The organism is Streptomyces sp. NPDC051218 (assembly GCF_044455475.1).
Taxonomy (GTDB): Bacteria; Actinomycetota; Actinomycetes; order Streptomycetales; family Streptomycetaceae; genus Streptomyces.
The window spans coordinates 331,260-356,410 of sequence record NZ_JBITEU010000011.1; the positions used below are offsets into that span (position 1 = coordinate 331,260).

General features: G+C 71.9%; 21 protein-coding genes, 2 tRNA genes and 1 other RNA gene. 11 read left to right on the plus strand and 13 right to left on the minus strand.

All coding sequences use genetic code 11. The features are described from left to right. The first annotated feature begins 230 nt into the window (after positions 1 to 230). A complete protein-coding gene (locus tag ACIBCK_RS31700; RefSeq protein WP_399395971.1) occupies positions 231 to 1,775 on the plus strand; it encodes a helicase HerA-like domain-containing protein in 1,545 nt (514 codons plus the stop codon). Between the two features lie 48 nt (positions 1,776 to 1,823). Here the strand turns inward: ACIBCK_RS31700 and ACIBCK_RS31705 are convergent, their stop codons facing one another. From ACIBCK_RS31705 to ACIBCK_RS31715, 3 genes are all read right to left on the minus strand, one after another. After that, positions 1,824 to 1,982: a hypothetical protein gene (locus ACIBCK_RS31705; protein ID WP_399395822.1), complete on the minus strand. Its 159-nt coding sequence runs from the start codon at positions 1,980 to 1,982 to the stop codon at positions 1,824 to 1,826. 67 nt (positions 1,983 to 2,049) lie between these two features. Continuing rightward, positions 2,050 to 2,361: a hypothetical protein gene (locus tag ACIBCK_RS31710; RefSeq protein ID WP_399395823.1), complete on the minus strand. Its 312-nt coding sequence runs from the start codon at positions 2,359 to 2,361 to the stop codon at positions 2,050 to 2,052. 740 nt (positions 2,362 to 3,101) lie between these two features. Next, on the minus strand, positions 3,102 to 3,686 hold the full coding sequence (locus ACIBCK_RS31715) for an HhH-GPD-type base excision DNA repair protein (RefSeq protein ID WP_399395825.1): 585 nt from the start codon (positions 3,684 to 3,686) through the stop codon (positions 3,102 to 3,104). 180 nt (positions 3,687 to 3,866) lie between these two features. Between ACIBCK_RS31715 and ACIBCK_RS31720 the strand changes: the two genes are divergently transcribed. After that, the gene (locus ACIBCK_RS31720) at positions 3,867 to 5,468 is read left to right on the plus strand and encodes an ABC-F family ATP-binding cassette domain-containing protein (RefSeq protein WP_399395827.1); all 1,602 of its coding nucleotides are present in this window, start codon (positions 3,867 to 3,869) and stop codon (positions 5,466 to 5,468) included. On the opposite strand, the gene ACIBCK_RS31725 is transcribed toward ACIBCK_RS31720, so the two are convergent. Beyond that, on the minus strand, positions 5,465 to 6,664 hold the full coding sequence (locus ACIBCK_RS31725; protein WP_399395829.1) for a cation:proton antiporter: 1,200 nt from the start codon (positions 6,662 to 6,664) through the stop codon (positions 5,465 to 5,467). The genes ACIBCK_RS31720 and ACIBCK_RS31725 overlap by 4 nt on opposite strands. A 74-nt stretch (positions 6,665 to 6,738) precedes the next feature. On the opposite strand from ACIBCK_RS31725, the gene ACIBCK_RS31730 reads away from it, so the two are divergent. Next, positions 6,739 to 7,722, plus strand: a complete 984-nt coding sequence (locus ACIBCK_RS31730; RefSeq protein WP_399395831.1) for a PrsW family intramembrane metalloprotease — start codon at positions 6,739 to 6,741, stop codon at positions 7,720 to 7,722. Positions 7,723 to 7,754: 32 nt separating this feature from the next. On the opposite strand, the gene ACIBCK_RS31735 is transcribed toward ACIBCK_RS31730, so the two are convergent. After that, positions 7,755 to 8,987, minus strand: coding sequence for an SPFH domain-containing protein (locus ACIBCK_RS31735; RefSeq protein ID WP_399395833.1), 1,233 nt, complete (start codon positions 8,985 to 8,987; stop codon positions 7,755 to 7,757). A gap of 11 nt (positions 8,988 to 8,998) precedes the next feature. After that, positions 8,999 to 9,253 (minus strand): hypothetical protein, encoded by a 255-nt coding sequence (locus ACIBCK_RS31740; protein ID WP_367043579.1) that lies wholly within the window; start codon positions 9,251 to 9,253, stop codon positions 8,999 to 9,001. 105 nt (positions 9,254 to 9,358) lie between these two features. Here ACIBCK_RS31740 and ACIBCK_RS31745 point away from each other — a divergent pair, with 105 nt between their 5' ends. Further along, positions 9,359 to 9,910, plus strand: a complete 552-nt coding sequence (locus ACIBCK_RS31745; protein WP_399395835.1) for a GNAT family N-acetyltransferase — start codon at positions 9,359 to 9,361, stop codon at positions 9,908 to 9,910. On the opposite strand, the gene ACIBCK_RS31750 is transcribed toward ACIBCK_RS31745, so the two are convergent. After that, positions 9,874 to 10,797 (minus strand): LysR family transcriptional regulator, encoded by a 924-nt coding sequence (locus tag ACIBCK_RS31750; RefSeq protein ID WP_399395838.1) that lies wholly within the window; start codon positions 10,795 to 10,797, stop codon positions 9,874 to 9,876. The genes ACIBCK_RS31745 and ACIBCK_RS31750 overlap by 37 nt on opposite strands. Positions 10,798 to 11,028: 231 nt before the next feature. Between ACIBCK_RS31750 and ACIBCK_RS31755 the strand changes: the two genes are divergently transcribed. Next, positions 11,029 to 11,301, plus strand: a complete 273-nt coding sequence (locus ACIBCK_RS31755; RefSeq protein WP_399395840.1) for a cupin domain-containing protein — start codon at positions 11,029 to 11,031, stop codon at positions 11,299 to 11,301. 90 nt (positions 11,302 to 11,391) lie between these two features. Here ACIBCK_RS31755 and ACIBCK_RS31760 read toward each other — a convergent pair. Further along, positions 11,392 to 11,479 (minus strand) — tRNA-Ser (locus ACIBCK_RS31760). Positions 11,480 to 11,621: 142 nt separating this feature from the next. On the opposite strand from ACIBCK_RS31760, the gene ffs reads away from it, so the two are divergent. The 6 genes from ffs to ACIBCK_RS31790 all read left to right on the plus strand — a co-directional run bounded on the left by ffs (position 11,622) and on the right by ACIBCK_RS31790 (position 21,239). Further along, positions 11,622 to 11,720, plus strand: an RNA gene (ffs, locus tag ACIBCK_RS31765) — signal recognition particle sRNA small type. A 42-nt stretch (positions 11,721 to 11,762) separates the two neighbouring features. Then, positions 11,763 to 14,102 carry a DNA polymerase III subunit gamma and tau gene (locus ACIBCK_RS31770; RefSeq protein ID WP_399395842.1) on the plus strand — a complete coding sequence of 780 codons (2,340 nt, stop codon included), beginning with the start codon at positions 11,763 to 11,765 and terminating at the stop codon, positions 14,100 to 14,102. A gap of 419 nt (positions 14,103 to 14,521) precedes the next feature. Continuing rightward, positions 14,522 to 15,775, plus strand: coding sequence for a phosphoribosylamine--glycine ligase (purD, locus tag ACIBCK_RS31775; protein WP_399395844.1), 1,254 nt, complete (start codon positions 14,522 to 14,524; stop codon positions 15,773 to 15,775). 360 nt (positions 15,776 to 16,135) lie between these two features. Further along, entirely contained in the window at positions 16,136 to 18,424 is a 2,289-nt protein-coding gene (locus ACIBCK_RS31780) for a hypothetical protein (RefSeq protein WP_399395846.1), read from the plus strand. Between the two features lie 306 nt (positions 18,425 to 18,730). After that, a complete protein-coding gene (locus ACIBCK_RS31785; RefSeq protein ID WP_399395848.1) occupies positions 18,731 to 20,224 on the plus strand; it encodes a N,N-dimethylformamidase beta subunit family domain-containing protein in 1,494 nt (497 codons plus the stop codon). Between the two features lie 118 nt (positions 20,225 to 20,342). After that, complete coding sequence (locus ACIBCK_RS31790; protein WP_399395850.1) at positions 20,343 to 21,239, plus strand: phosphoribosylaminoimidazolesuccinocarboxamide synthase; 897 nt, start codon at positions 20,343 to 20,345, stop codon at positions 21,237 to 21,239. A gap of 81 nt (positions 21,240 to 21,320) precedes the next feature. On the opposite strand, the gene ACIBCK_RS31795 is transcribed toward ACIBCK_RS31790, so the two are convergent. The 5 genes from ACIBCK_RS31795 to ACIBCK_RS31815 form a co-directional block, all read right to left on the minus strand. Continuing rightward, positions 21,321 to 21,396 (minus strand) — tRNA-Gly (locus ACIBCK_RS31795). A 23-nt stretch (positions 21,397 to 21,419) separates the two neighbouring features. Then, complete coding sequence (locus tag ACIBCK_RS31800) at positions 21,420 to 22,028, minus strand: response regulator transcription factor (protein ID WP_367043571.1); 609 nt, start codon at positions 22,026 to 22,028, stop codon at positions 21,420 to 21,422. Continuing rightward, positions 22,025 to 23,341, minus strand: coding sequence for a sensor histidine kinase (locus ACIBCK_RS31805; protein WP_399395853.1), 1,317 nt, complete (start codon positions 23,339 to 23,341; stop codon positions 22,025 to 22,027). The genes ACIBCK_RS31800 and ACIBCK_RS31805 overlap by 4 nt, the downstream gene beginning before the upstream one ends. Next, on the minus strand, positions 23,338 to 24,132 hold the full coding sequence (locus ACIBCK_RS31810) for an ABC transporter permease (RefSeq protein ID WP_399395854.1): 795 nt from the start codon (positions 24,130 to 24,132) through the stop codon (positions 23,338 to 23,340). The genes ACIBCK_RS31805 and ACIBCK_RS31810 overlap by 4 nt, the downstream gene beginning before the upstream one ends. Beyond that, entirely contained in the window at positions 24,129 to 25,082 is a 954-nt protein-coding gene (locus ACIBCK_RS31815; protein WP_399395856.1) for an ABC transporter ATP-binding protein, read from the minus strand. The genes ACIBCK_RS31810 and ACIBCK_RS31815 overlap by 4 nt, the downstream gene beginning before the upstream one ends. Positions 25,083 to 25,151 lie beyond the last annotated feature (69 nt).

A 25,151-nucleotide genomic window follows, 5' to 3' on the forward strand; every position in this document is an offset into this window, starting at 1 on the left:
GTGCGACTCTGGGAAATGACGCCGGAAATCGGGGCAAACCGGGAACACTCAAGCCGGGAACAGGGGCAGAAGTGAGCGAGAGCCAGCCGATGCCGTCCACGACGGGGCGCGCGAACCCCTCTAACGAGTCAACGCCGGTCGCGGGGGTGACGACCGGAGGGGAAGCTTCCGGTGGGGGTGCCGTGGGTGGAGGTACGGAGCGTCGGGGTGCCGCGCTGCCCCAGGAAGCGATGGAGATCGTCTCCGGCTATGCCTTCGCCGGGCCCGCGCTGGACCTCGGCGCGCTCCTGTGGGACGGACAGTGCCTTCCCGACGCCCAGATCCGCATCCCGCTTGCCATGCTCAACCGCCACGGGCTCGTCGCGGGCGCGACCGGCACAGGCAAGACGAAGACTCTCCAGCTCATCGCCGAGCAGCTGGCCGCGCAGGGCGTGCCGGTGTTCCTCGCCGACATCAAGGGGGACGTATCCGGGATCTCGGTGCCGGGGGAGAGCGGCGAGAAGGTCGCCGAGCGGGCGCGGGACGTCGGGCAGACGTGGGAGGCGACGGGCTTCCCCAGCGAGTTCTACGCGCTGGGCGGGATCGGCACCGGGATTCCGGTGCGGTCCACGATCACGAGCTTCGGTCCGGTGCTGCTGTCGAAGGTGCTGCAACTGAACCAGACCCAGGAGCAGTCGCTCGGCCTGATCTTCCATTACGCCGACCAGAAAGGGCTGGAACTGGTCGACCTGAAGGATCTGCGGGCCGTGGTGACGTTCCTGACGTCGGACGAGGGAAAGCCGGAACTCAAGGGAATCGGCGGCCTTTCCACGGTCACCGCGGGCGTCATCCTGCGGGCGCTGACCGCCTTCGAGGCGCAGGGCATGGGGGACTTCTTCGGGGAGCCGGAGTTCGACACAGCTGAGTTCCTGCGGGCGGCGCCGGACGGGCGGGGTCTGGTGTCGGTGCTCGAACTGCCCGCCGTGCAGGACAAACCGCAGCTCTTCTCGACGTTCCTGATGTGGCTGCTCGCGGATCTCTACAACGACCTGCCCGAGGTGGGTGACGTGGAGAAGCCGAAGCTGGTCTTCTTCTTCGACGAGGCGCACCTGCTCTTCAACGGGGCGTCGAAGGCCTTCCTCGAAGCGATCACGCAGACCGTGCGGCTCATCCGCTCGAAGGGGGTCGGCGTCTTCTTCGTGACGCAGACGCCGAAGGACGTGCCCGCCGATGTCCTCGCCCAGCTGGGCAACCGCGTCCAGCACGCGCTGCGGGCCTTCACCCCGGACGACCAGAAGGCGCTGAAGGCTACGGTGCGGACGTTCCCGAACTCCGCGTACGACCTGGAGGAGACCCTCACCGCGATCGGCACCGGCGAGGCGGTGATCACCGTACTGAGCGAGAAGGGCGCACCCACGCCGGTGGCCGTGACGCGGTTGCGGGCGCCGGAGTCGTTGATGGGGCCGGTGGAGGCGGGGGCGCTGGAGGGAGCGGTGAAGGGGTCGCTGCTGTACGGGCGGTACGCGGACGCGGTTGACCGGGAGTCGGCCTACGAGAAGTTGACCGCGCGTCAGGCGGAGGCGGAGGAGGCGGCTGCGGCGGTCGCGGCCGCGGCGGAGGCGGAGAAAGCGGAGAAGGCGGCGGCGAAGGGGGCGGCTTCGAGCAAGGGGTCCGGCTCGGTGGTGGACCAGGTGGTGGGGAGCGGGATCTTCAAGTCGCTGGCGCGGTCGTTGGGGACGCAGATCGGGCGGGAGATCTCGCGGTCGGTGTTCGGAACGGCTCGGCGCAGACGCTGAAACGTGTGCGTGTGCGTCTGCGCCGAGCGGGGGGGCGTGGTGGCTGGCTCAGCGGCCGTTCTGCTCCGCGCCGCCGCCGTTCTTCTCGGGGTCCTCGTCGTCGCTCTGTGAGGCTGCCGTGGTAGGGGCGTCGGGGGTGGGGGGTGCGTTGCGCACGGCTTCGGCGCGCAGGAGTGCGTGCAGGGCTGCGTAGGGGTCGATAGGCATGGGGTGCCGTCCTCTTTCTCTCGCTGCTGGTGGGGTGGGGTGGCCGGCCCTTCGTGGGGCGGGCCTGTCAGCAGCGGAGGACGACGGAGCGTGGGGCGGGGCGGTGGTGGAGGGCGCGGGTGGGGAGGGGGCGGCTGCGGCGGGGGTCGCTGGGGCGTGCGGCCGGGGCTGAGACGGGGGTGGGGCGTCTCGTGGGTACGCGGAGGGCGGTCTCGGCGGTGTCCTGGTGGGCCTCACCGGTGGGCTCGGTGGAGACGGCCGCGGGTGGGGCGGGGGCGGCTTCGGTGGGGGTCGCGGGGGCGAGGACGGCGCCGAGGAGGGCCAGCAGAATCAGGGCAGCGCGAAGCCACGCGGGACGGGGCGCGGCGGCACGGCTCATGAGGGGTCATGTCCCCCGACCACCCCCACTTCCTGTGCCCCACCCCAGAGATCCCCTCTCATGGGCTAGGGCGCGAGGGCGCTCCCGGCTGACGGTTGCGGGGCGGTTCTGGTGCGGTGGTGGTGCGGGGCCGCGCCGGTATGTCCGTCCTCGCTATCGTCCGGTGGCCGTGGGGTTGCTTCGGCTCCGGAGCCTTCGGGAACCGTGCTCCGGGCAGACATACCGGCACGTCCCCTCGCGTCTCGCTGCCGGCTGCGGGCCGTCGGTGTCGCTGCGGGTCCGGTCCGTCTCGGGGTGCGGGGCCGCGCCGGTATGTCCGTCCTCGCTATCGTCCGGTGACCGCGGGGCTGCTTCGGCTCCGGCGCCTTCGGGAACCGTGCTCCGGGCAGACATACCGGCACGTCCCCTCGCGTCTCGCTGCCGGCTGCGGGTGGGTGGGGGGCGGTGTTCTGGCCCCGGGGCGTCGAGGGCATCTCCTGCATCTGATCGCGTTTCCACCCACGCTCGGCTACGCAGGCCGGCCTCTCACCCACCCGCCTCGGCTACCGCACGCACCCCCGCCCACCCGTCGCGGCTGCCGCACGCACCCCCGGCCCTCCCGCCCCGCCCATGCACCGCGGGGCAATCGGGTGGGTGGGTGGGAAAGGTTGTTCGTTCAGGGGTGGATGCGGGGTGATCGGGTGGGTGGGTGGGGAGGGCTTGTTCGGGGAGGAGTGGATGCGGGGGGCCCGGCCCCAGGGTTACTTGGCGGAGGCCTTCGCCGCCGCTTTGAGCTGTTGCTTGTGGGTGCGGACCCTTTGGAGGGACTCCGGGCCCGTGATGTCCGCGACCGAGCGGTACGCGTCCGGCTCCCCGTACGCCCCCGCCGCCTCCCGCCAGCCCTCAGGACGTACGCCCAGCTGCTTGCCGAGCAGGGCCAGGAAGATCTGTGACTTCTGCTTGCCGAAGCCGGGGAGGTCGTTCAGGCGCTTCAGGAGGTCCTTGCCGGACGCGGCGCCCTCCCACAGGGCGGTGGGGTCACCCTCGTAATGCTCCACGAGGTACGCGCAGAGCTGCTGGATTCGTTTCGCCATCGACCCGGGATAGCGATGCACCGCAGGCTTGGCGGAGAGCAGCGCGGCGAACGCCTCGGGGTCGTACGCGGCGATCTCGTGCGCGTCGAGATCGTCCGCGTCCAACCGCCGCGCGATCGTCCGCGGCCCCGCGAACGCCCACTCCATCGGAACCTGCTGGTCGAGCAGCATCCCGACGAGCGCGGCCAGCGGACTGCGGCCGAGGAGCTCATCGGCTTCCGGTTCCTGGGCCAGGTGCAAGGTGACGTCCATGGAGTCGATCATCCCGCTCGGGCCGGCGCTCCGCACGCCCGCACCCGGCGGGGAAATCCGCGTGCGGTCTCGGGGCCGGGATCGATACCCTCGCCCTATGTCGACGCCCCGCATCTCCTAGCCAGGACACCGGTCTCCACGTCACCCGTGTGTCCATTCGCTGTTGCGGAGCGTTACCTCATGATCACCGCCCGACGCATCGACGTCCGCGGCGGCGCCCGGCTTCTGCTCGCCGGCGCCTCCTTCCACATCGCCCCCGGCGACCGCATCGGCCTCGTCGGCCGTAACGGCGCGGGGAAGACCACCTTGCTCAAGACCCTCGCGGGGCAGGTCGCCCCGGCCGCGGGCACCTTCACCCGCACCGGGTCCGTCGGCTACCTCGCCCAGGATCCCGCCGCCGCCGACCCGCACAGCACCGTCACCGCCCGCATCCTCTCCGCCCGCGGACTCGACCGTGCCGCGCAGGCCCTGCGTAACGCCGAGAGCGCCATGGCCGAAGCCGTGGGAGCCGCGGAACAGCGGCGGGCCATGGCCGCGTACGCCCGCGCGGACGACGCGTTCCAGGCGCGGGGCGGGTACGCCGCCGAGGCGGAGGCCGCCCGCGTGGCCGCCGGTCTCGGGCTCCCCGAGCGCATGCTGGACGCGCCGGTCGGCCATCTCTCCGGCGGCCGGCGGCGCCGCGTCGAGCTGGCCCGGATCCTCTTCTCGCGCCACGACACCCTGCTCCTCGACGAGCCGACCAACCATCTGGACGCCGATTCGGTGGGCTGGCTGCGGGGGTATCTCGGGAGCTGTCCCGGTGGGCTCGTCCTCATCAGCCATGACACCGAGCTGCTCGCGGACACCGTCAACCGCGTCTTCGCGCTCGACCCCGGCCGCGCCACCCTCGACGTGCACAACACCGGCTGGCACACCTATCTCGCCCAGCGCGCCGCGGACGAGCGGCGGCGCGGCCGTGAGCGGGCCAACGCCGAGCGGAAGGCCGCTTCGCTGCGCAGCCAGGCGGAGAAGATGCGCTCGCACGTCGCGACCGCCACCGCCGCGAAGAACATGGCCCGCCGCGCCGACCGGATGCTCGCCGCCACCGAGCCCGTCAGGAGGGGCGAGCGTGTCGCGCGGATCCGGCTGCCCGAGCCCGCGCCGTGCGGGCGTACGCCGCTGGGGGCGGTCAGTCTGGTGAAGGCGTACGGGGGCCATCGGGTGCTTGGCGGTGTCGACCTGGCCGTCGACCGGGGGAGCCGGCTCGTCGTCCTCGGGTTCAACGGCGCCGGCAAGACCACCCTCCTGCGCATCCTCGCCGGGGCCGAACTCCCCGACAGTGGGCGGGTGGTGCACGGTCACGGAGCCAGGCTCGGCTACTTCGCGCAGGAGCACGACACCCTCGACGGCCGCATGACGGTACGGCAGAATCTCGCCGCCGCCGCGCCCGGCCTCACGGACGGGGAGGTGCGAGGGGTCCTGGGGTCCTTCCTGTTCCGCGGGGACGACGCCGACAAGCCCGCCGCGGTGCTCTCCGGCGGCGAGAAGACCCGGCTCGCGCTCGCTGGGCTCGTGCACTCGGGGGCGAACGTGCTGCTCCTGGACGAGCCTACCAACAACCTCGACCCGGCGTCGCGCGACGAGGTGCTCGGCGCCGTGGGCACGTATCCGGGCGCGATCGTGATGGTGACGCACGACGAAGGGGCCATCGACGCGCTGCGGCCCGATCGCGTGCTGCTCCTGCCGGACGGCACCGAGGACCTGTGGAGCCCGGACTACCGGGAGCTCGTCGCGCTCGCCTAGCCGGCGCCGCCTGTGGGCTCGAGGCTGCGTGGCGCGCGGGCGCGCAGCCTCAGCGCCAGGAGCGGGAAGACGAGGACCGACACCATCGCCGCCCCGACGAGCGCCGCGGCCTCGCCCGCCGTCAGCGCCTTGTCGTCCAGGCCGATGGCGGTGATCGCGACGACGAGCGGCAGGGCCGTGGAGGAGTAGAGCGTGAGGGCGCGCCGGTCTCGTACGTCCAGGTCGCGCGGGGCGAGGACGTACACGGGCAGGCCCCGTACGACGAGGAAGAGCAGGAGGAAGGCGGGCAGCAGGACGAGTGGACGGCCGCCGTGCAGCAGGGCGGCCAGGTCGAAGTCGATGCCGGTCACGATGAAGAACACCGGCACCAGGAAGCCGAAGCCCATCGCCTCGATCTTCCCGAGGACCAGTTCGCTGCTCTCCGGCGCCGCGCCTTGCAGGACGAGGCGGGTGAGCAGGCCCGCCGCGAACGCGCCCAGGAGCGTGTCGAGGCCGAAGGCGTACGAGAGGCCCAGCATCGCGGCGAGCAGCAGCATCACGAAGCGCACCGCGAACTGGCCGCTGCTGTGCAGGGTCTTGGCGATGACACGGGAGAACCAGGGAGGCCTCGGCCGCAGCGCCCAGAAGACCGCGGCGGCCGTGACGGCGGCGAACGCGGCGAGCAGCACGGCCGACGTGCGGGGGGCCCGGCCGCTCAGGAGCAGTGACATGGCGATGATCGGGCCGAACTCCCCGACCGCGCCGAAGGCCATCATCACCGTCCCGAAGCGGCCCCGCAGGTCCCCTGAGTCGCGCAGGACCGGCAGCACCGTGCCGAGCGCGGTGCTGGTCAGCGCCGTGCCGATGACGAAGCTCTTGGTGACGGCGCCCGCGGTCAGGGCGAACGCGACGCCGAGTCCGAGCGCCAGCGAGATCACCCATGCCCGCACCGAACGGCGCAGGGTGTCCCCGCGGACGGCGCCGAACTGGATCTCGTATCCGGCGAGGAAGATCAGCATCGAGAGGCCGAGGTCCGAGAGCGCGTCGATGGCCGCGTCGTGGCGGGCCCATCCGAGGACGTCGGGGCCGATGAGGATGCCGAGCAGGATCTCGAAGATGACCAGGGGGACGGGGAGCCAGCGGCTGAAGCCGTAGGTGAGGAGGGGCGCGAGCACGGCGATGGCCATGATCAGGATGAGCGTCCCCGGCTGCGACATAGGTCGTATTCAACCTAAAGTCGGGCGAAACGGATAGCGGGCAGTCCGGACGATCCGAAGGGGGAGCCCATCCGATGCATCAGAAGCTGCACACGCCGGCCACGTCACCGAGCCGGCCCCCGAGCCCGGACGACGACCACCGCGCCCCGCAGACACGGCCCGGCCTCTGGAAACGCTGCCTCTGGGGCGGCCTCGCCCTCTGGCTGCTCACGGCCGCCATCACCTACGCGACGAAGAACACCAACCTCCTGCCCACCCTCATCCTCCTGGGCAGCTTCCTCATCCCGGCCGTCTTCGTGCTCTGGGCCTACGAGCGCCACGGACGCGACCTCGGCCTCGGCGTGCTGCTCAACTGCTTCATCGTGGGCGGTGTGCTCGGCGTTCTCGGCGCGTCCGTCATGGAGTACTACCTCCTGCACCCCTCGGTGTGGATCTTCCTCGGCGTCGGTCTGATCGAGGAGGCCGTCAAGCTCCTCGCGCTGATGCTGGTCCTGCGCCGCTTCAAGCCGATCCGCGGCCTGCGCGCCGGGCTCGTGCTCGGCGCCGCGGTCGGGTTCGGCTTCGCGGCCTTCGAGAGTTCCGGGTACGCCTTCAACGCCGCCGTCACGATGCGCGGCGTCGACCTGCGTTCGCTCCTGGAGACGGAGATCCTGCGCGGGCTCCTCGCCCCCTTCGGGCACGGCCTGTGGACCGCGATCGCGGGCGGAGTGCTCCTCAAGTTCCGTGCGCCGGACGGGCGGTTCCGCTTCACCGGCCCGGTGGTGGCCACGTATCTCGGTGTCTCGCTGCTGCACGCGCTGTGGGACTCGATGCACGGCATCGCCATCTGGCTCGTCGCGAAGATCACGAGTGCCGGGCTCGACCCCGCGCTCTTCGCGCAGGGCTACATCCCCGCCCCCACCGACCAGCAGAAGCATCTGTTCACGCTCTTCTCCGACGGCGGACTCGTCCTCGTCTCACTCGCCGGAATCGGCTGGCTGCTCACACTCGCCCGCTCGGGGCGGGCAGGGGACCCACGTACGAGAGCGGCCCGCCACCGGGGTGATGGTGAGGGCTGAGGCGCTCCGGCGGCGGGCCCCCGCGCGCGGGGCTACTGGATTTCCACGGGGCCGTCGCCCTTGCCGCCGTCACGCTTGCCGTTGTCGCCCTTGCCGCCGTCCGCCTGGCCGCGGTCGGCGGGCGCGCCCAAGTACCGCTTGATGTCGAGGGGTTCGCGCTCGCCCTGGCCCATCCCCTGCGGGGCGGGCGAGCCGAGGTTGTTGCGGACCGAGTCCAGGATCGTCAGGCCCTGCCCGACGAGTCCGGCCGCGATCTCGCCGAGCCCGTCCGCGCCGTTCAGCACGTTCACGTTGGCACCGGCGAGACCGGACGCGGCCTCCTTCACGATCAACGGCAACTGATCGATCAGCATCCGGTCGAGCGCGACCCGGTCGTACGACGCCGCCGCCTCCGCCTGGATCTTCATCCGCTCGGCCTCGGCGAGGGCAAGGACCCGAATGCGCTCGGCGTCCGCCTCCGCGGGCTTCACGACCTCCGCGACCAGCTGCTGCTGGCGCAACTGGGCAGCACGCTCGGCGAGTTCGGTCCGCGCGTCGAGCACCTCCCGCTGTGCGTGCGCGTCCGCCAGGGGGCCCGCCTGAGCGGCCTTGGCCTGGGCCTGCTCGACCTCGGCGGAGTACTGGGCCTGCACGATCGCGGTCTGGCGCGCGTACTCGGCCTGGTTCCGCGCGGCCTCCTGCTCGGCCTCGGCCGAGGCCTGGGTCGCCTGCGCCTGGGCGATCTGGGCCTGGCGCTGGATGGCGGCCTTGTGCGGGGCGGACATGGCGTCGATGTAACCGGTGTCGCCGTCGTCGATCGACTGGATCTGCAGCGAGTCCACGTGCAGGCCGATCTTCGCCATCTCGGACTTCGAGGTGTCGAGCACCTCGGTGGCGAGCTTCTGCCGCTCGGTGACGATCTCCTCGACGGTCATCGAGCCGATGATGGACCGCAGATGGCCGGCGAAGATGCGGCCGGTCAGGACGGACATCTGGTCCTGGTCGGAGAGGAAGCGCTGGCCCGCGTTGACGATGCTCTCCGTGTCGTTGCCGACCTTGAAGGCGATGACGGCACGCACCTTCAGGGCGATGCCCTGCCGGGTCACGCAGTGCTCGACGACCTCCGCCTCGCACATGGAAAGGGTGAGGAAGCGGGTCTTGCGGAAGACGGGCAGCACGAACTTGCCGTGGCCCGTCACCACCCGGAACGGGGCGCCGCCGAGGCCTCGCCTGCCGCCAGAGATCAGCATCGCCTCATCCGGGGCGGGAACGCGGTAACCAAACATCGATCGACTCCTCAACCGGCGCCGCCGGCACCGTCGCCGGCCAACGCCTCCAACGGGTCCGCCCACTTGATGACATCGACCTGGCGGCTGCCCCGTGACTCGATCACGAGTACGGCGGCGCCGTGCGGCAGCGGTTCGTCGGACCAGGCGAGAAACGTCTCGGACCCCCCGCGGATCCGCACCAGGACCTCGCCGGGCCCCGCAGATCCGCGCGTACCGACGACGAGTTCGCCGGTACACCCGATCACAGCCTCATCCGGCGCCATCGGCGGCCGCCTCCCCCATGTCATGCAGGCTCTGTCTGGAACCCGACGATAGCGCCAGGGGACCGGGGGCAGGGAGGCGGCGCTCGCCTGTGCTTGCATACCGCGATGAGCCAAACCTCCGCGCCGCGCACCCGCACCTCCATCCGCAGCCGCAGGGACCCGGACCTCCCCACCTGTGTAAAAGCCCTCGCTCAGGTGCACGTGACGGACGGCTACCCCACCAACTGGCCCGAGCAGCCCGCCGATTGGCTGGCCGGTGGTTCGCTCGTCGGGGCCTGGGTCGCCGAACTCGACGACCGTGTCGTGGGGCATGTGGCGCTCTGCCGGAGCGGGGCCGACGACGTGGCGCCCGCGCTGTGGAGCGGGCGCGAAGGCGTGGCCGTCGAAGAGACCGCCGTGGTCAGCAGGCTGTTCGTCGCGCCGGGGGCCCGAGGGCATGGGATCGGGGCGCGGCTGCTGGAGCGGGTCGTGGCCGAGGCCCGGGAGTTGGGGTTGTCGCCCGTCCTGGACGTCGTCGAGTCCGACACCTCCGCGACCGCGCTCTACGAACGTACGGGCTGGCAGTTCCTCGGCACGGGCCGGCAGCACTGGAGCCCTGAGCAGACCGTCACCGTGCGGTGTTACGCGGCGCCGGGAGCCGTGGTTCCGCCGAGCTGAGTCACCGCGTCCCGCAACGCGTCCAGGAGGCCACCCACCGCCGGGCGGTCCGGCGCGGGGCCCCGTACCGCCGCGTAGATCGAACGGACCGGCGTGGGGTTGCGGACCTCGCGGACGACCACCCCGGAGTGGGGCGCGTCCAGGCCGAGTTCCGGTACGAGGCTGACGCCGAGGCCCGCGGCGACGAAACCCTGCGCGGTGGCGTAGTCCCCGCTCTCCACCACGAAGTCCGGGCTGAATCCTGCCGCGCCGCACGCGTCGAGGATGGGGTCGAGGCAGGGGCCGGGCGACTCGCTCGCGACCCACGGCTCGTCGGCCAGGTCCGTCATGTCGAGCAGCCGCTTCTCCGCGAGGGGGTGCCCCGCGGGGAGTACCGCGTGGAACCGGTCGTCCAGGAGGTGCTCGAACCGGACGCCGTCCACGCCGAGTTGACCCGGCGGCCGCACGACGAGTGCCAAGTCCGCCCAGTGGTCCCGTACTTCCGGCATCGCATCGCCGACATCCGACAGCTTCAACTCGACCTGCACACCGGGCTGCGCGCGCCGCAGCGCGGCCAGCGCCGGGGCGACAAGCCGCGCGCCCGCCGTCGTGAAGTACCGCATGGAGACCCGGCCCGTCCGCCCCGCCCGCAGCGCGGCGAGCGCGGTCTCCGCCTCGGCGAGCTGCTTGCCGATCGTGACGGCGTACTCGGTGAGCAGCCGCCCGGCGTCCGTCGCCCGCACCCCGCGCCCGGTGCGCTCCAGGAGGGGGATGCCCGCCTCCTTCTCCAGGGCCGCCATCTGCTGGCTCACCGCGGAGGGCGTGTACCCGAGGTTGCGGGCCGCGGCACTCACGGAGCCGCTGGTGACCACTGCCCGGAGGACTTGCATACGCCGCGTATCAAGCATGCAGCCCAGCTTAACTCTGCCCGGTGAACCCTTACGCACAACTAACAGGGCGAGTGGGCGCCCCGTGACTAAAGCCAGCCTCCCCCCAGTGAGCGCCAACTGGCCACGTCACACGGCCGCATCACACGGCCGCATCACAAGGCGGCATCGCAAGGCGGCATCGCAAGGCCGCGTCATCAACGAAGGAGCAGCGCATGTCCTAAAGGCGAATTCGGCCTCTACAGGGTCGACTTGGCCGCGAAGTCCCCGGGCCCGAGCACCCACTTCCACAAGTGGATCTCGGAGTCCTTCTTCGTCCTGTCCGGCCAGGTCCAGCTCTACGACGGAGACCGCTGGATCACCGGCGGCCCCGGCGACTTCCTCTACGTCCCGGTCGGCGGCCTGTCTCACCGGGCGCCCCGCGCGAGGAGCACTTCGAACAGGTGGGCGGAGACGGCCCAGAAGGGCGGCAAGGAGTTCGGCGAGTTCCTCGTGAAGCACGACAGCTTCTTCGTCGACCGCTGAGGCCCGTAACGTCGACCCCTTGGGCCCCGTAACGTCGAAGGGCCCCACTGCGAACAGTGGGGCCCATCAACCTCGTGCCCGGTGAGGCACTGGCGGAGGATACGAGATTCGAACTCGTGAGGGGTTGCCCCCAACACGCTTTCCAAGCGTGCGCCCTAGGCCACTAGGCGAATCCTCCGCCGCAAACAATACAAGACGTTGAGGAGTGCTCGCGAACCAGATCCGCCTCCGGTCCAAAGATCGCTCCCGAGATCGTTCGGGGGTGCGGTCCGGGCGGGGGCGGGCGTCGCTTCCGGGGCGGGGGATCGGCTAAGGTGGGGCTCAGCCCCTCACGTGGCGCTATCTGACTGAACTCCCCCAGGGCCGGAAGGCAGCAAGGGTAGGTTGGCTCTGGCGGGTGCGTGGGGGGCGCTTTGCGTTCGCGGTACGTGTTGTCAGTGGGCGCCATTAACCTCGTATGTGTGTCGTCTCTCGCGTTGTACCGCCGCTATCGCCCGGAGTCGTTCGCCGAGGTCATCGGGCAGGAGCATGTAACCGACCCGTTGCAGCAGGCGCTGCGCAACAACCGGGTCAATCACGCATACCTGTTCAGTGGTCCGCGCGGCTGCGGCAAGACGACGAGCGCGCGCATCCTGGCCCGCTGTCTCAACTGTGAGCAAGGTCCCACTCCGACGCCCTGCGGCGAGTGCCAGTCCTGCCAGGACCTGGCGAGGAACGGCCCGGGTTCGATCGACGTCATCGAGATCGACGCCGCTTCGCACGGCGGTGTGGACGACGCTCGTGACCTGCGCGAGAAGGCCTTCTTCGGCCCGGCGAGCAGTCGGTACAAGATCTACATCATCGACGAGGCCCACATGGTCACCTCGGCGGGCTTCAACGCCCTCCTGAAGGTGGTCGAGGAGCCGCCGGAGCACCTCAAGTTCATCTTCGCGACGACGGAGCCCGAGAAGGTCATCGGGACGATCCGGTCGCGTACGCACCACTATCCGTTCAGGCTCGTGCCGCCCGGGACGCTTCGCGAGTACTTGGCGGAGGTGTGCGGGCGGGAGCAGATGGCCGTCGAGGAGGGCGTGTTCCCGCTGGTCGTGCGGGCCGGCGCCGGTTCCGTGCGTGACTCGATGTCCGTCATGGACCAGCTGCTCGCGTCCGCGGCGGACGACGGTGTGACGTATGCCATGGCGACGTCCCTTCTCGGTTACACGGACGGGTCGTTGCTCGACTCCGTGGTGGAGGCCTTCGCGTCGGGGGATGGAGCCGCCGCCTTCGAGATCGTCGACCACGTCATCGAGGGCGGCAACGACCCCCGGCGCTTCGTCGCCGATCTCCTGGAGCGGCTGCGGGACCTGGTGATCCTCGCGGCGGTGCCGGACGCGGCGGAGAAGGGGCTCATCGACGCTCCCTCGGACGTCGTGGAGCGGATGCAGGCACAGGCGGGCGTCTTCGGCGGCGCCGAGCTCAGCCGCGCGGCCGACCTCGTGAACGAAGGCCTCACGGAGATGCGGGGGGCGACATCGCCCCGGCTGCAGCTGGAGCTGATCTGCGCGCGCGTGCTGCTTCCGGCCGCGTACGACGACGAGCGCTCGCTCATGGCCCGCCTCGACCGGCTGGAGCGTGGCGGCAACTTCATGGCGGGACCGCAGGTGGGGGGCGGGTCCGGGCCTGGGCCTGGGGCCGGCCCTGGTCCCGCGATGGCGTACGTTCCTGGGCCTGACGCTCATGCGGGGCCCGCTGATCCGCAGGGTTCGCCGGTAGCGCCGGGGGGCGGGGCCGCGGCGGCTCGGGCTGCTGTGCGGGGTGGTGGGGGGACGGGTGCCGGCTCTCCGGGTGCCGGATCTCCCGGTGCCGCTTCTTCGGGGGCTGGTGATTCGGCACCCGCTGCTGCCGCTGCTTCTGTTCCCGCGGCTCCTGAAGCCGAGGCTCCGGCTGTTGCGCCGCCGGTGCAGGCTCCGGCTCCGGAGGCGTCGCCTGCGGTGCCTTCCGGTGAGCGTCGCCCTGGTGGGTGGCCCACGGCTTCGGCGCCCGGTCGCGGACCGAAGCAGGGCGAGCCCGCTGTCTCCGCTCCCGCTCCTTCGGAGGCCCCGCGTCCGGGTGGCTGGCCCACGGCCGCGGCTGCGGGGGGCGGTGCGTCGGCTCCGGCGGCGCCTGCCTCGGCGGGGCCTGCTGCGGCGGCTTCGGCTTCGGCTCCTGGTCCTGCCCCTGCCCATGCTCCGGCTCCCGCCCCGGCGGCGGGCGCGGTGGGCGGGCCCGATCCCCGTTCCCTGTGGCCGAACATCCTTGAGGCGGTGAAGGGCCGCCGCCGCTTCACCTGGATCCTGCTGAGCCAGAACGCCCAGGTGGCGGGCTTCGACGGGACGACACTGCAGATCGGCTTCGTGAACCCGGGGGCGCGGGACAACTTCGCCAGCAGCGGCAGTGAGGATGTGCTGCGGCAGGCGCTGTCCGAGCAGTTCGGGGTGCAGTGGAAGGTCGAGGCCATCGTCGACCCCTCGGGGGGCTCGGCGCCGCCGCCCGCCGCGGGGAACTTCGGGGGCGGCGCGCCGCAGCCGCCCTCGCGACCGGCTCCGCCCCAGCAGTCGCCCGCGTCGCCCGCCGCGAGCCGGGCGCCGGCCGCGCCCGCGCCCGCTCCAGCCCCGGCTCCCGCTCCGGCCCCGGAGCGGCGGGTCCCGGACCATGTCTCCCCAGAGGACGACACCTGGGCGGACGACGATCCCGACCTGGTGGAGTCGGCCCTGTCCGGCCACGACCTGATCGTCAGGGAACTGGGCGCCACGATCGTCGAGGAATTCAACAACGAACCCTGAGGGGCCCTTGGCGGGGCCTGAGCGGGGGCGACTGGACGGCTGCGGGGCGCGCGGCTTGAGTCCTCACCTGTCCCGCCCGCTTCGCGGCGGATGTTTCCCGCCCGCCCGCCCGTTACCCGGCGGTGCATCTGTGACGTGGGGAGTGTTTTGCCTGCCGGGTGTGGTGGCTCCTGGCATGTCCCGCCCGCCCGCCCGTTTCCCGGCGGGTGTTTTCGGTCCTGCGGTCAGGGCAGTGCCGCGGGGTGATCGGGTGGGTGGGCGGGGAACATTCGCCGCGAAGCGGCGGCCTTGTTCGCGCGAACGCGGGCCCCGAGAGGGAGTGAAGCCGCCCCAGGCTGGAGGAACGTACAAGGCGAGGAGCCCCCGCGGCTGGGGTTCCCGTACGAAGGCACGGGCCCGCGGCAGCTAGGCTGGCGTCCGTGAAGGTCCTCGTCATCGGCAGTGGTGCCCGCGAACACGCCCTGTGCCGCTCTCTGTCCCTCGACCCCGAAGTCTCCGCCCTGTACTGCGCCCCCGGCAACGCCGGCATCGCGGACGTGGCCGAGCTGCACGCGGTCGACGCCCTCGACGGCAGCGCGGTGTCCGCCCTCGCCACCACCCTCGGCGCCGAGCTGGTGATCGTGGGCCCGGAGGCGCCCCTGGTCGCCGGAGTCGCCGACGCCGTGCGCGAAGCCGGCATCCCCTGCTTCGGCCCCTCCGAGGAGGCCGCCCAGCTGGAGGGCTCCAAGGCCTTCGCCAAGGACGTGATGGCGGGAGCAGGCGTGCCCACCGCCCGGTCCTACGTCTGCACGACCCCGGAAGAGGTCGACGAAGCCCTCGACGCCTTCGGGGCGCCGTACGTCGTCAAGGACGACGGCCTCGCCGCCGGCAAGGGCGTCGTCGTGACCGACGACATCGAGGCCGCCCGCACGCACGCCCTCGCCTGCGACCGCGTAGTCATCGAGGAGTTCCTCGACGGCCCCGAGGTCTCCCTCTTCGCCATCACGGACGGCATCACCGTCGTCCCGCTCCAGCCCGCGCAGGACTTCAAGCGCGCGCTCGACGGGGACGAAGGGCCGAACACCGGCGGCATGGGCGCGTACTCGCCGCTTCCCTGGGCCGACCCGAAGCTGGTCGACGAGGTCATGCAGAGCGTGCTCCAGCCGACCGTCGACGAGCTGCGGCGGCGCGGCACCCCGTTCTCGGGGCTGCTGTACGCGGGCCTGGCGATCACCAGCCGCGGCGTACGCGTCATCGAGTTCAACGCACGCTTCGGCGACCCCGAGACGCAGGTCGTCCTCGCCCGCCTGAAGACCCCCCTCGCCGGAGTCCTGCTCGCCGCGGCGAACGGCACCCTCGTCGACCTCCCCCCGCTGCGCTGGAGCGACGACGCCGCGGTCACCGTGGTCATCGCCTCGCACAACTATCCGGAGACCCCGCGCACCGGCGACCCCATCGAGGGCCTCGCGGATGTGGCGGCACAGGATGCCCCGGACGCGTACGTCCTGCACGCGGGGACGAAGCGCGACGGCGACGCGGTGGTCAGCGCGGGCGGCCGAGTGCTCTCCGTGACGGCGACCGGCACGGACCTGACCGCGGCGCGCGAGCGGGCCTACGCGGCCCTTTCCCGCATCCGCCTCGACGGCTCCCAGCACCGCACGGACATCGCGGCGAAGGCGGCGTCGGAGGCCTGACCTCGGAAGGCGGGGGCAAAGACGGCTGAGCGCCCGCCCGCGTACGTCCCGCAGGCCCCAGCGGACCCACAGGCCCCGGATCTGACACTCGATCCGGGGCCTGATCGTCATCCACCTTTACCCAAAGCCATTCCATCGAGTGACCGCTGGCCCATCCGGCTGACGATGCCCGGCACCCCAACTAGGGTGCGGCGCAAGCGGTTCAGGTGCCCAGAGCCAAACAGACCACCGGCATTGCGATGTCAGTGGCGGGTGCCACAGTGGGGGAGTGAGCAAATCCATCGGCGGCTGCCGTCCGCCCGTCGTCCCGGCCCCCGGCCGGGCAGCAGGCGGCGCAGGCAGCAGGGGGTGACATCGGTCGTGTCAGGTACGGGTGTGGAGGTGGGCGTGCAGTCCGCACGTTCCCAGGCGCTCGCCGTGCTGCGCATCCGCAGCAGGGCGCTTGCCGTCGCACTGCTGCCCGCGGCCGTCGCCGTCGTGCTGATCGCGGGCGGAGTCACGGGCCATATGACCGGCGGGAGTTGGGACGTCGCGCGCGGCGTCGTGACGGCCGTCGCCGCCCTCGTCCTGCTCGCCGCCGCGGGCATCGCGCTCGTGGTCGCGCGCTCCAGGCCCGCCGTCAGCCCGACCGTCCCGATCGCCGAGGGCTCGGCCCCCGATCTGTATCGCCTGGTGCGGGACCTCGCCGACCGCCTCGACGTGCCCGCGCCGTCGGCGATAGCGCTCACCCCTGACTGCGACAGCTGGCTCGAGGACCGCACGCACCCGGCGCACGGCCCGCCCGCGGAGACGGCGTCCCCGGCCCCGACAGAGACCAATGGCGTACGGGACAGTCGTCCCGCCCCGCGCCGCCAGGCACCCGCGGCTCCGGTGCTCGTCATCGGTTCGCCGTTCCTGTGGTGGATGCGGGTCGGCGAGCTGCGCGCGGTGCTCGCCCCCGTCGTGGCGGGCACGGGACCCTCGGCGCACCCCGACATAGCCGCGGCGCGTCGTTTCATCCGCGGTCTCGATGCCGCGGTCGCCGTCACTTCCGCACCGGGGCGCGGTCCGCTCGTGCGCGCGGTCCTCGGCGGCGCCGGCTGGGTGACGCGGCTCCTCCTGCGCAGCTGCCGGGGACATGCGGGGGAGATGGAGCGCGGCGTCGCGGCAGCCGCCGCCGAGCGCGCCCAGGCCGTGGACTACGGCGTGCGGATCGTCGCCCAGGAGCAGGTGGGCCTGGCGTATGCCGGGTGGGACCGGCTCCTGACCAAGGTCGCGCTGCCCGCCTGGCGGATGGGCCGCTGGCCCTCGCGCCTCGACGCGGGCGTCGTCTCCGCCCTCACCGAGCTCTCCCGCAGGGACCGCCTGGCCGAGGGCTTCACGTCCCGCCTGGGCGAGCGCCCCGCGTGTGACCTCCTGGAGGAGCCGGGTTCGGTGGACGAGGCGGCTTCGCTGCTCGCCGCCCGCCTCTTCCACGGTGGCCCCGCCGAGCAGAGTCCGGACTGGGCGCCGGTGGCGTGGCAGGAGTATCCGGACGAGGTCGTGGACCGCAAGTGGCGCATGGACGCGGCCCGCCTCCACCGCGTCCTGGACTCCCTGGGCATCAGCCACTCCGCCGACGCGACGGCACCCGCCTCCAAGGGCCCGACGCTGGGCCGCGTCCTGGACCACTTGACGGCGGAGGGCTCCGCCCGTGCGGGGGCGCCCGACTCGTCCCGCGCCACGGGCAGCGCTGGGGCCGGCACCTCGGGTAGTGCTGCGGTCGGCACCTCGGGTAGTGCTGTGGCTGGCACCCCGGGTAGTGCTGTGGCCGGCACCTCGGGCAGTGCTCAGACCCGCACCCCCGATAGCGAAGTGCATGGGCGCGGACATGGATCCGCGGACGGCGAAGGGGCAGTGCTGCCAGGCGAGGCACCCGTGCTGGGCGCGGCATCCACGCCCAGCGAGGCACCCGTGCCGGGCGAGGCATCCATGCCCGGCGAGGCACCCGTGCCGGGCGAGGCATCCATGCCCGGCGAGGCACCCGTGCCCGGCGCGGCATCCATGCCCAGCGAGGCACCCGTGCCCGGCGAGGCGCCCGTGCCCGGCAACTCACCCGCGTACGGCGAAGAGCCCACCTACGCCACTGCCGCCACCCACGCCTCCGACAATCCCGTCAGCCCAGCTCCCCCCGGCGACCCCGCCACCGCCGCCCCCAGCGACCCCGCCACCGACCCCTTCGACGCCGACAGCTCCGAGGACTCCGAGGACTCCGAGGACTCCGAGGACTCCGACGGGCCCGGCGGTCGCCTGGCCGCAGGCCTCTCCGCGGAGCTCGCCCGCGAGGAAGCCGCCGCCCCGCCGCGCCCCGCGCCCACGGGACAGGGCCCGGACGACGCGCTCTGGGACGACGGAATGCTGCCCCTCTTCCCGCTCCAACCACCGCGTACAGGACGGGAGTTGCTGGCCGATCACGTCACGGCGCTGGTCTGCTGCGCGGCCGTGGACACGGCGGGCGCCGCTCCCGGTCTCGACTGGCTGGACGGTCCCTCCCTCCTGGTCGACGGCGAGCGCGCGGCGGATCTCACGCCGCACGTCCTGAGCCTCGTGGAGGACGGCGACCCCATCCCGCTGCGCGGCTGGCTGGCCCGCTGGGGCGTCCGCCCGGAGAAGCCGGTCCGGTTGGTCTGAGCTCCGGCTGGTCTGAGCCGGGGCCGCCCTCGCTCCCCCCCCGGGCTCAAGTCCCCTCGCTCACCTCCCCTCGCCCAACTCCCCTCAGCCCCCCAACTCCCCGGAACACTCCCTTCCGTTCTCGTCGATTAGCGACGAACGGTGACGGAGTGCGTGCGTAATGTGATGTGCTGGGATCGACCGCCGGTCCGGACCTGCCAGCAGCACCGCACAGGGGACGCGCCGCACAACAACTCGCACCGCACGACAACTCGCATCGCACAGCGCAGAGCAATCTCGGGGGAGCAGCGAGGGAGGGGTACACACATGGGGTCGGAGCAGATCCGCAGGTGGGAATCGGGCGCCTTGGCGCACGCCGTGACCGACCCCTTCGGCCAGGGGCCCCTGCCCTGGCTCCGAGGCGCCGAGCACTACTTCGACGACACGGGCCAGGTCGTCCCCTGGTACATCGACCACGCCCCGTCCCCCGGCGCGCAGAACATCCCCGCGCCCCGCCACCGCATCCGTACGAACGGCCCGCGTACCGCCGACGACGTGCACGGTCAGATCAAGGGATTCGCCTCCACCGGCGCCGCGGCCCCCGGTGGGGCGATCGACTTCCACGTCACGGTGGACCCGCCCCAGCAGTTCTTCGTCGACATCTACCGCATCGGGCACTACGGCGGAGACGGCGCCTCGAAGATCACCACGAGCCCGCGCCTCTCGGGCATCGTCCAGCCGCCCCCGCTCGCCGCGGACCGCACGGTCTCCTGCCACCACTGGTGGCTCTCCTGGCGTCTGCAGATCCCGAGTTACTGGAGCGTCGGCGCGTACGTGGCGGTCCTCACCACCGTCGACGGATACCGCTCGCACGTGCCGTTCACGGTCCGCGACGACCACCGTGCCGATCTGCTCCTGCTCCTGCCGGACATCACCTGGCAGGCGTACAACCTCTACCCCGAGGACGGCCGTACCGGCGCGAGTCTCTACCACGCGTGGGACGAGAAGGGTCGGCTCCTCGGCGAGAGCGAGGCCGCCCACACGGTCTCCTTCGACCGCCCGTACGCGGGCGCGGGCCTGCCCCTGCACGTCGGCCACGCCTACGACTTCATCCGCTGGGCCGAGCGGTACGGCTACGACCTCGCGTACGCCGACACCCGCGACCTGCACGCGGGCCGCATCGATCCGACCCGCTACCGGGGCCTGGTCTTCCCGGGCCACGACGAGTACTGGTCGGCGAACATGCGCCGCACCACGGAGAAGGCCCGCGAGCACGGCACGTCCCTCGTCTTCCTCTCCGCCAACACCATGTACTGGCAAGTGGAGTTGGGCCCTTCACCGTCCGGCGTCGAAGACCGCCTGCTGACCTGCCGCAAGCGCCACGGCCCCGGCCGACCGGCTCTGTGGCGGGAGCAGGACAAGGCTGAGCAGCAGCTCCTCGGCATCCAGTACGCGGGCCGGGTCCCCGAACCCGCCCCCCTCGTCGTGCGCAACGCCGACCACTGGCTGTGGGAGGCGACCGGGGCGCACGAAGGGGACGAGATCGACGGCCTGGTCGCGGGCGAGGCCGACCGGTACTTCCCGCGCACCGCGCTCCCGGAACACCAGCACCGCATCCTGCTCGCCCACTCCCCGTACGAGGACTCCGACGGCGTCACGCGCCATCAGGAGTCGTCGCTCTACCGCGCCCCCTCCGGCGCCCTGGTCTTCGCGTCGGGCACCTTCGCCTGGTCCCCGGCGCTCGACCGCCCCGGCCATGTGGACACCCGCGTCCAGCGCGCCACGGCCAACCTCCTGGACCGCATCTGCAAACGCGACTGAGCGCGGCCGTCGTACCGCCGGGCGGCCCCCTGACCGCCCACCGGCATCCCCCTGGCCGGGAGCCGCCTCCCCATGCGGGAGAATCAGCAGCACTCAGTCATAACCACGGGGAGGAACCGTGTCCGGATTCGTAGAAAAGCCCGAGCCGCTTCAGGTGCCGGGCCTGGTGCACGTGCACACCGGCAAGGTGCGCGACCTGTACCGCAACGAGGCGGGCGACCTCGTGATGGTCGCGAGCGACCGCATGTCCGCCTACGACTGGGTGCTGCCCACGGAGATTCCCGACAAGGGCAGGGTTCTCACGCAGCTCTCCCTGTGGTGGTTCGACCAGCTCGCCGATCTCGTCCCGAACCACGTCATCTCCACCGACGTCCCGCCCGGCGCCCCCGCCGACTGGGAGGGCCGCACCACGGTCTGCAAGTCCCTGGCGATGGTCCCGGTCGAGTGTGTGGCCCGCGGCTATCTCACGGGCTCGGGCCTGGTCGAGTACAACGACACGCGCACCGTCTGCGGCCTCGCGCTGCCCGAAGGCCTGAGCGACGGCTCGGAGCTGCCCGGCCCGATCTTCACGCCCGCCACGAAGGCGGAGGTCGGCGAGCACGACGAGAACGTGAGTTACGAGGAAGTGGCCCGCCAGGTGGGCGCGGAGACCGCGGCCCAGCTCCGCCAGTCGACCCTCGCGGTCTACGGCCGCGCCCGTGACATCGCCCGCGACCGCGGCGTGATCCTCGCCGACACGAAGTTCGAGTTCGGCTTCGAGGGAGAGACGCTGGTCATCGCCGACGAGGTGCTCACCCCGGACTCGTCCCGCTTCTGGCCCGCGGACAGCTGGCAGCCGGGCCGCGCCCAGCCGTCGTTCGACAAGCAGTTCGTCCGCGACTGGCTGACCTCGCCGGCCTCCGGCTGGGACCGCAAGAGCGAGCAGCCGCCACCCCCGCTCCCGCAGGACGTGGTGGACGCCACGCGCGCCAAGTACATCGAGGCGTACGAGCGTCTGACCGGCATGGCCTGGTAACGGCAGCCCGCGGGCTGCCGCGAGCAGCCCCCAGGAACGCGAAGAACCCCCGGCGCCGAGAGGCACCGGGGGTTCTTCTTGTGGAGCGGACGACCAGGTTCGAACTGGCGACCTCAACCTTGGCAAGGTTGCGCTCTACCAACTGAGCTACGTCCGCGCTGCGCCGAAGCGCGAAGCCAACTATACCCAACCTCGCTCGCGTGCGAGACGTACCGCGGCATGACGGTTCTCCGCACCTATCTTGGTGGCGGCCGAGGAGAGGTAGTTCCGGACGGTTCCCTGGGACAGCGCCGCCCGTTCGGCGATCTCCGCGACGGGCGCCCCGTCGGCGGCGAGTTCGAGCACCTCGGCCTCGCGGACGGTCAGTGGCGAGTCCCCTGCGGAGATCGCGTCGGCTGCCAACTCCGGGTCCACATAACGGTTACCTGCGTGGACGGTACGGATGATCTCGGCGAGGCGCTGCGCGCTCACGGTCTTCGGCACGAAGCCCCGTACGCCCACCGCGAGTGCCCGCTTCAGATGACCCGGTCTGCCATGACTCGTCACGATCATCGTGCGGCAGTGCGGCAGTTCGTCCCGCAGCGATGTGGCCACACTCACACCGTCGGCGCCCGGCATCTCCAGATCGAGCACGGCCACATCGGGCCGGTGCGCCCGCGCCATGGCGAGCGCCTCCGGCCCCGTGGCGGCCTCGGCGACCACGACGAGGTCGTCCTCGAGCGCGAGGAGCGCGGCGAGGGCGCCGCGGATGAGGTGCTCGTCATCGGCGAGCAGCACACGCAGACTCATCGCGTGACCCTTTCGACTTCCTGTTGGTGGGGCGGCCGGATGCTGTCGTCCTGTGGGCGCACGTCCTGTTGCCTGGCCGAGGGCACCTCGGCGGTGAGGCGGAAGTGGCCGTCGCCGGACGTGAAGTCCAGCGTCCCGCCCACCGCGGCGAGCCGCTCGCGCAGCCCTTCGAGGCCGGAGCCCTTCCTGCCCTCCGGCGCGGTCTCGGGCACCCCGTCGTTCTCGACGACCAACGACGTACGGTCGTCGGTGATCGCCAGAGTGATGTCGCACCGCTGCGCGTCCCCGTGCCGCAGCACATTGGTGGTCGCCTCTCGCACGACCCAGCCCAGGGCGGATTGCACCGAGACCGGCAGCCCGGCGGACGACCCGGCCACGCGGCAGTCGATCCCCGCCGCTTCGAGGACGCTCTGCGCACCGGCGAGTTCCACCGCGAGGTCGGCCTCCCGATACCCCCGGACCACTTCCCGCACCTCCCGCTGTGACTCCTGGGCTATCCGCTGCACCTCGACCATCTGGTCCACGGCTTCGGGCCGCCCCCGCTTGGCCAGCTGCACGGCCAGCTCGCTCTTCAGCGCGATGACGGCGAGGTTGCGCCCCATCACGTCATGCAGGTCACGCCCGAACCGCAGCCGCTCCTCGGCGACCGCGAGCCGCGCCTCGACCTCGCGGGCCCGGTCGGCCTCCCACATCACGGAGAGCGTCCAGGCGCCGCAGCGCGACGAGAGCAGGGCGACCAGCGTGCCGAAGGCGATCACCAGGGCCGTGGCCACGAGCTGACCGTCCCGGACGCCGACCGCGGCGGACCCGGCCACTATCGCGGTGTCGATCACGGCGAACCGGATGAAGTACGTACGGATCGGTACGGCGAAGGCCAGCGACTGTCCGTAGGGCATCACCGCGAACATCGTGGCGAGGACGAGCGTCGCCTCCTTGACCCCGTCCAGGGCCTGCAGGGCGAGCACCAGGCCCAGCGCCACGACCAGCAGCCCGAGCGATACGGCGAGGTCACGGTGCGGTGGCTCCGCGCGTCCCAGGAAGTGGTCGATGGAGCGGCGCACCGTGCGGTTGACGTGCACGCACTGCAGGACGGCCACTCCCACCAGCGTGCAGCCGAGGATCACCGGGAGGGTCTCGTGCCGCACGCTCACACCCAGCGGCACCGACATCCAGCTGAAGAAGAAGAGCCAGGGCATGGCGTGCCACATGGCCACGCTCTGGAGTTCGACCTTCTCGATCTTCCCGAGGTCACGCCACTCCCGCTTCCACCCCCGCACCCGGTCGCCGACCACCACGTCCGACCCCTTCCTCAACGACGCGGCTCCCAGCGGAACCACCGTCGTACAGCAAACACCGAGACCACGGTCCAGGCCACAGCGGTGAGGAGCGCGCCCAGGGTGTCGGAGCCGGAGAGCTCCCCGGTCCAGCCGCCGCGCACCAGCGTGATCACCGGCGAGAGCGGCAGCAGCTCGCAGACCGACGCGAGCTTGTCGGGCATGATCTCGAAGGGGATGAAGAGACCGGAGCCGCCCATCGAGACGAACATCAGCGGCATGCTCATGACCTGCGCGGACTCCGCGGACCTGCTGAAGCTGCCGGTGACCGCGGCCAGCGCGGTGCAGATCACGAGCCCCAGCAGCAGTCCCAGTACGGCGAGATGGGGAGCGCTCGGCGCCCCCGCGTCGAGGAGCACCGCACAGCCGACCGCGAGCAGCACACACTGCGTCACGCCGATGGCGACCGAGGGCAGCGCGGCTCCGGCAAGGATCTCCGGGTCCCGCAGCTCTCCGGTGCGCAGCCGCTTCAGGACGAGCTCCTCGCGCCGGGCCACGAACACGGCCGTCAGCGCCGAGTAGACAGCGAAGATCAGCGAGAACCCGATGGCACCGGGCAGCACGATGGTCCCGACCGAGAGCCCCGTCCCCTTGAGATCCATGCCCTCCGCAGCCTGCCGCACGCTGAACGGCAGCACCAGCGGCACGAACAGCGCCGCGAACAACGTCCCCTTGGCGCGCCCGAGCAGCGTCAGCTCGGCCTGCGCGAGCGCCCACATCCGCCCTGCGGGGGTCGTCGTCGCTGCGGGGGTCATCGTCGTCGTACTCATGCCACGGTCTCCTTCTGTGCCACAGCGGCCGTACCTTCGGCCTCCCGCGCGATCCGCAGGAACGCCTCCTCCAGCGAGGCCGCCCGCACGTCGAGCCTGCCGAGCTCGACGTTCGCGTCCCGGGCCCACAGCAGCAGTCCCGTGGCCGCCCGCTGCAACTCGTGCGTGCGCAGCCGGACCCGGCCGCCGACGATCTCGTGCTCGCTCACCCCGAGCTCACCGAGCGGCGGCAGGTCCCCGACGAAGTACCCGGCGGGGAGTTCGAAGGAGACGTGCGAGGGCTGTTCGGCCACCACGTCGGCGACCCGGCCCGCGGCCGCGATCCGTCCCTCGTGGAGGATCGCGAGCCGTTCGGCGAGGTTCTCGGCCTCTTCGAGGTAGTGCGTGGTGAGCAGCACGGTCGTGCCGCCGTCGCGCAGGGCCCGCACCAACTCCCAGGTCTCGCGGCGCCCTTCGGCGTCGAGCCCGGTCGTCGGCTCGTCGAGGAACAGCACCTCGGGCCGCCCGATGAGGGCCGTGGCCAGGTCGAGCCGCCGCTTCTCACCGCCGGAGAGCATCTTCACGCGGACGCCGGCCCGCTTGCCGAGGCCCACCATGTCCAGGGCCTCCGCGGCGGGACGGGCGCCGCTGGTGCACGCCCCCCACATCCGTATGGTCTCCGCGACGGTCAGTTCGGAGGGGAAGCCGCCCTCCTGGAGCATCACACCGATCCGGTGGCGCACGGCGCCGCGCTCGGTGTACGGATCGTGCCCGAGCACCCGCACCCGCCCCCCGGCGGGTGGGGCGAGCCCTTCGAGGAGTTCGACGGTGGAGGTCTTGCCCGCGCCGTTCGTTCCGAGCAGTGCGAAGAGCTCACCCCGTCCGACGGAGAACGAGACTCCTCGGACCGCCTCGAAACCGCCCCCGTACACGCGCCGTAGATCGGTCACGTCGATCACTTGGTCAGTCATGAGTAGAGCGTCCCCCGGCCGCGAGCGCCGGAGCAGTGCGCGCTGTCACCGGCTCGCATGACAAATGTC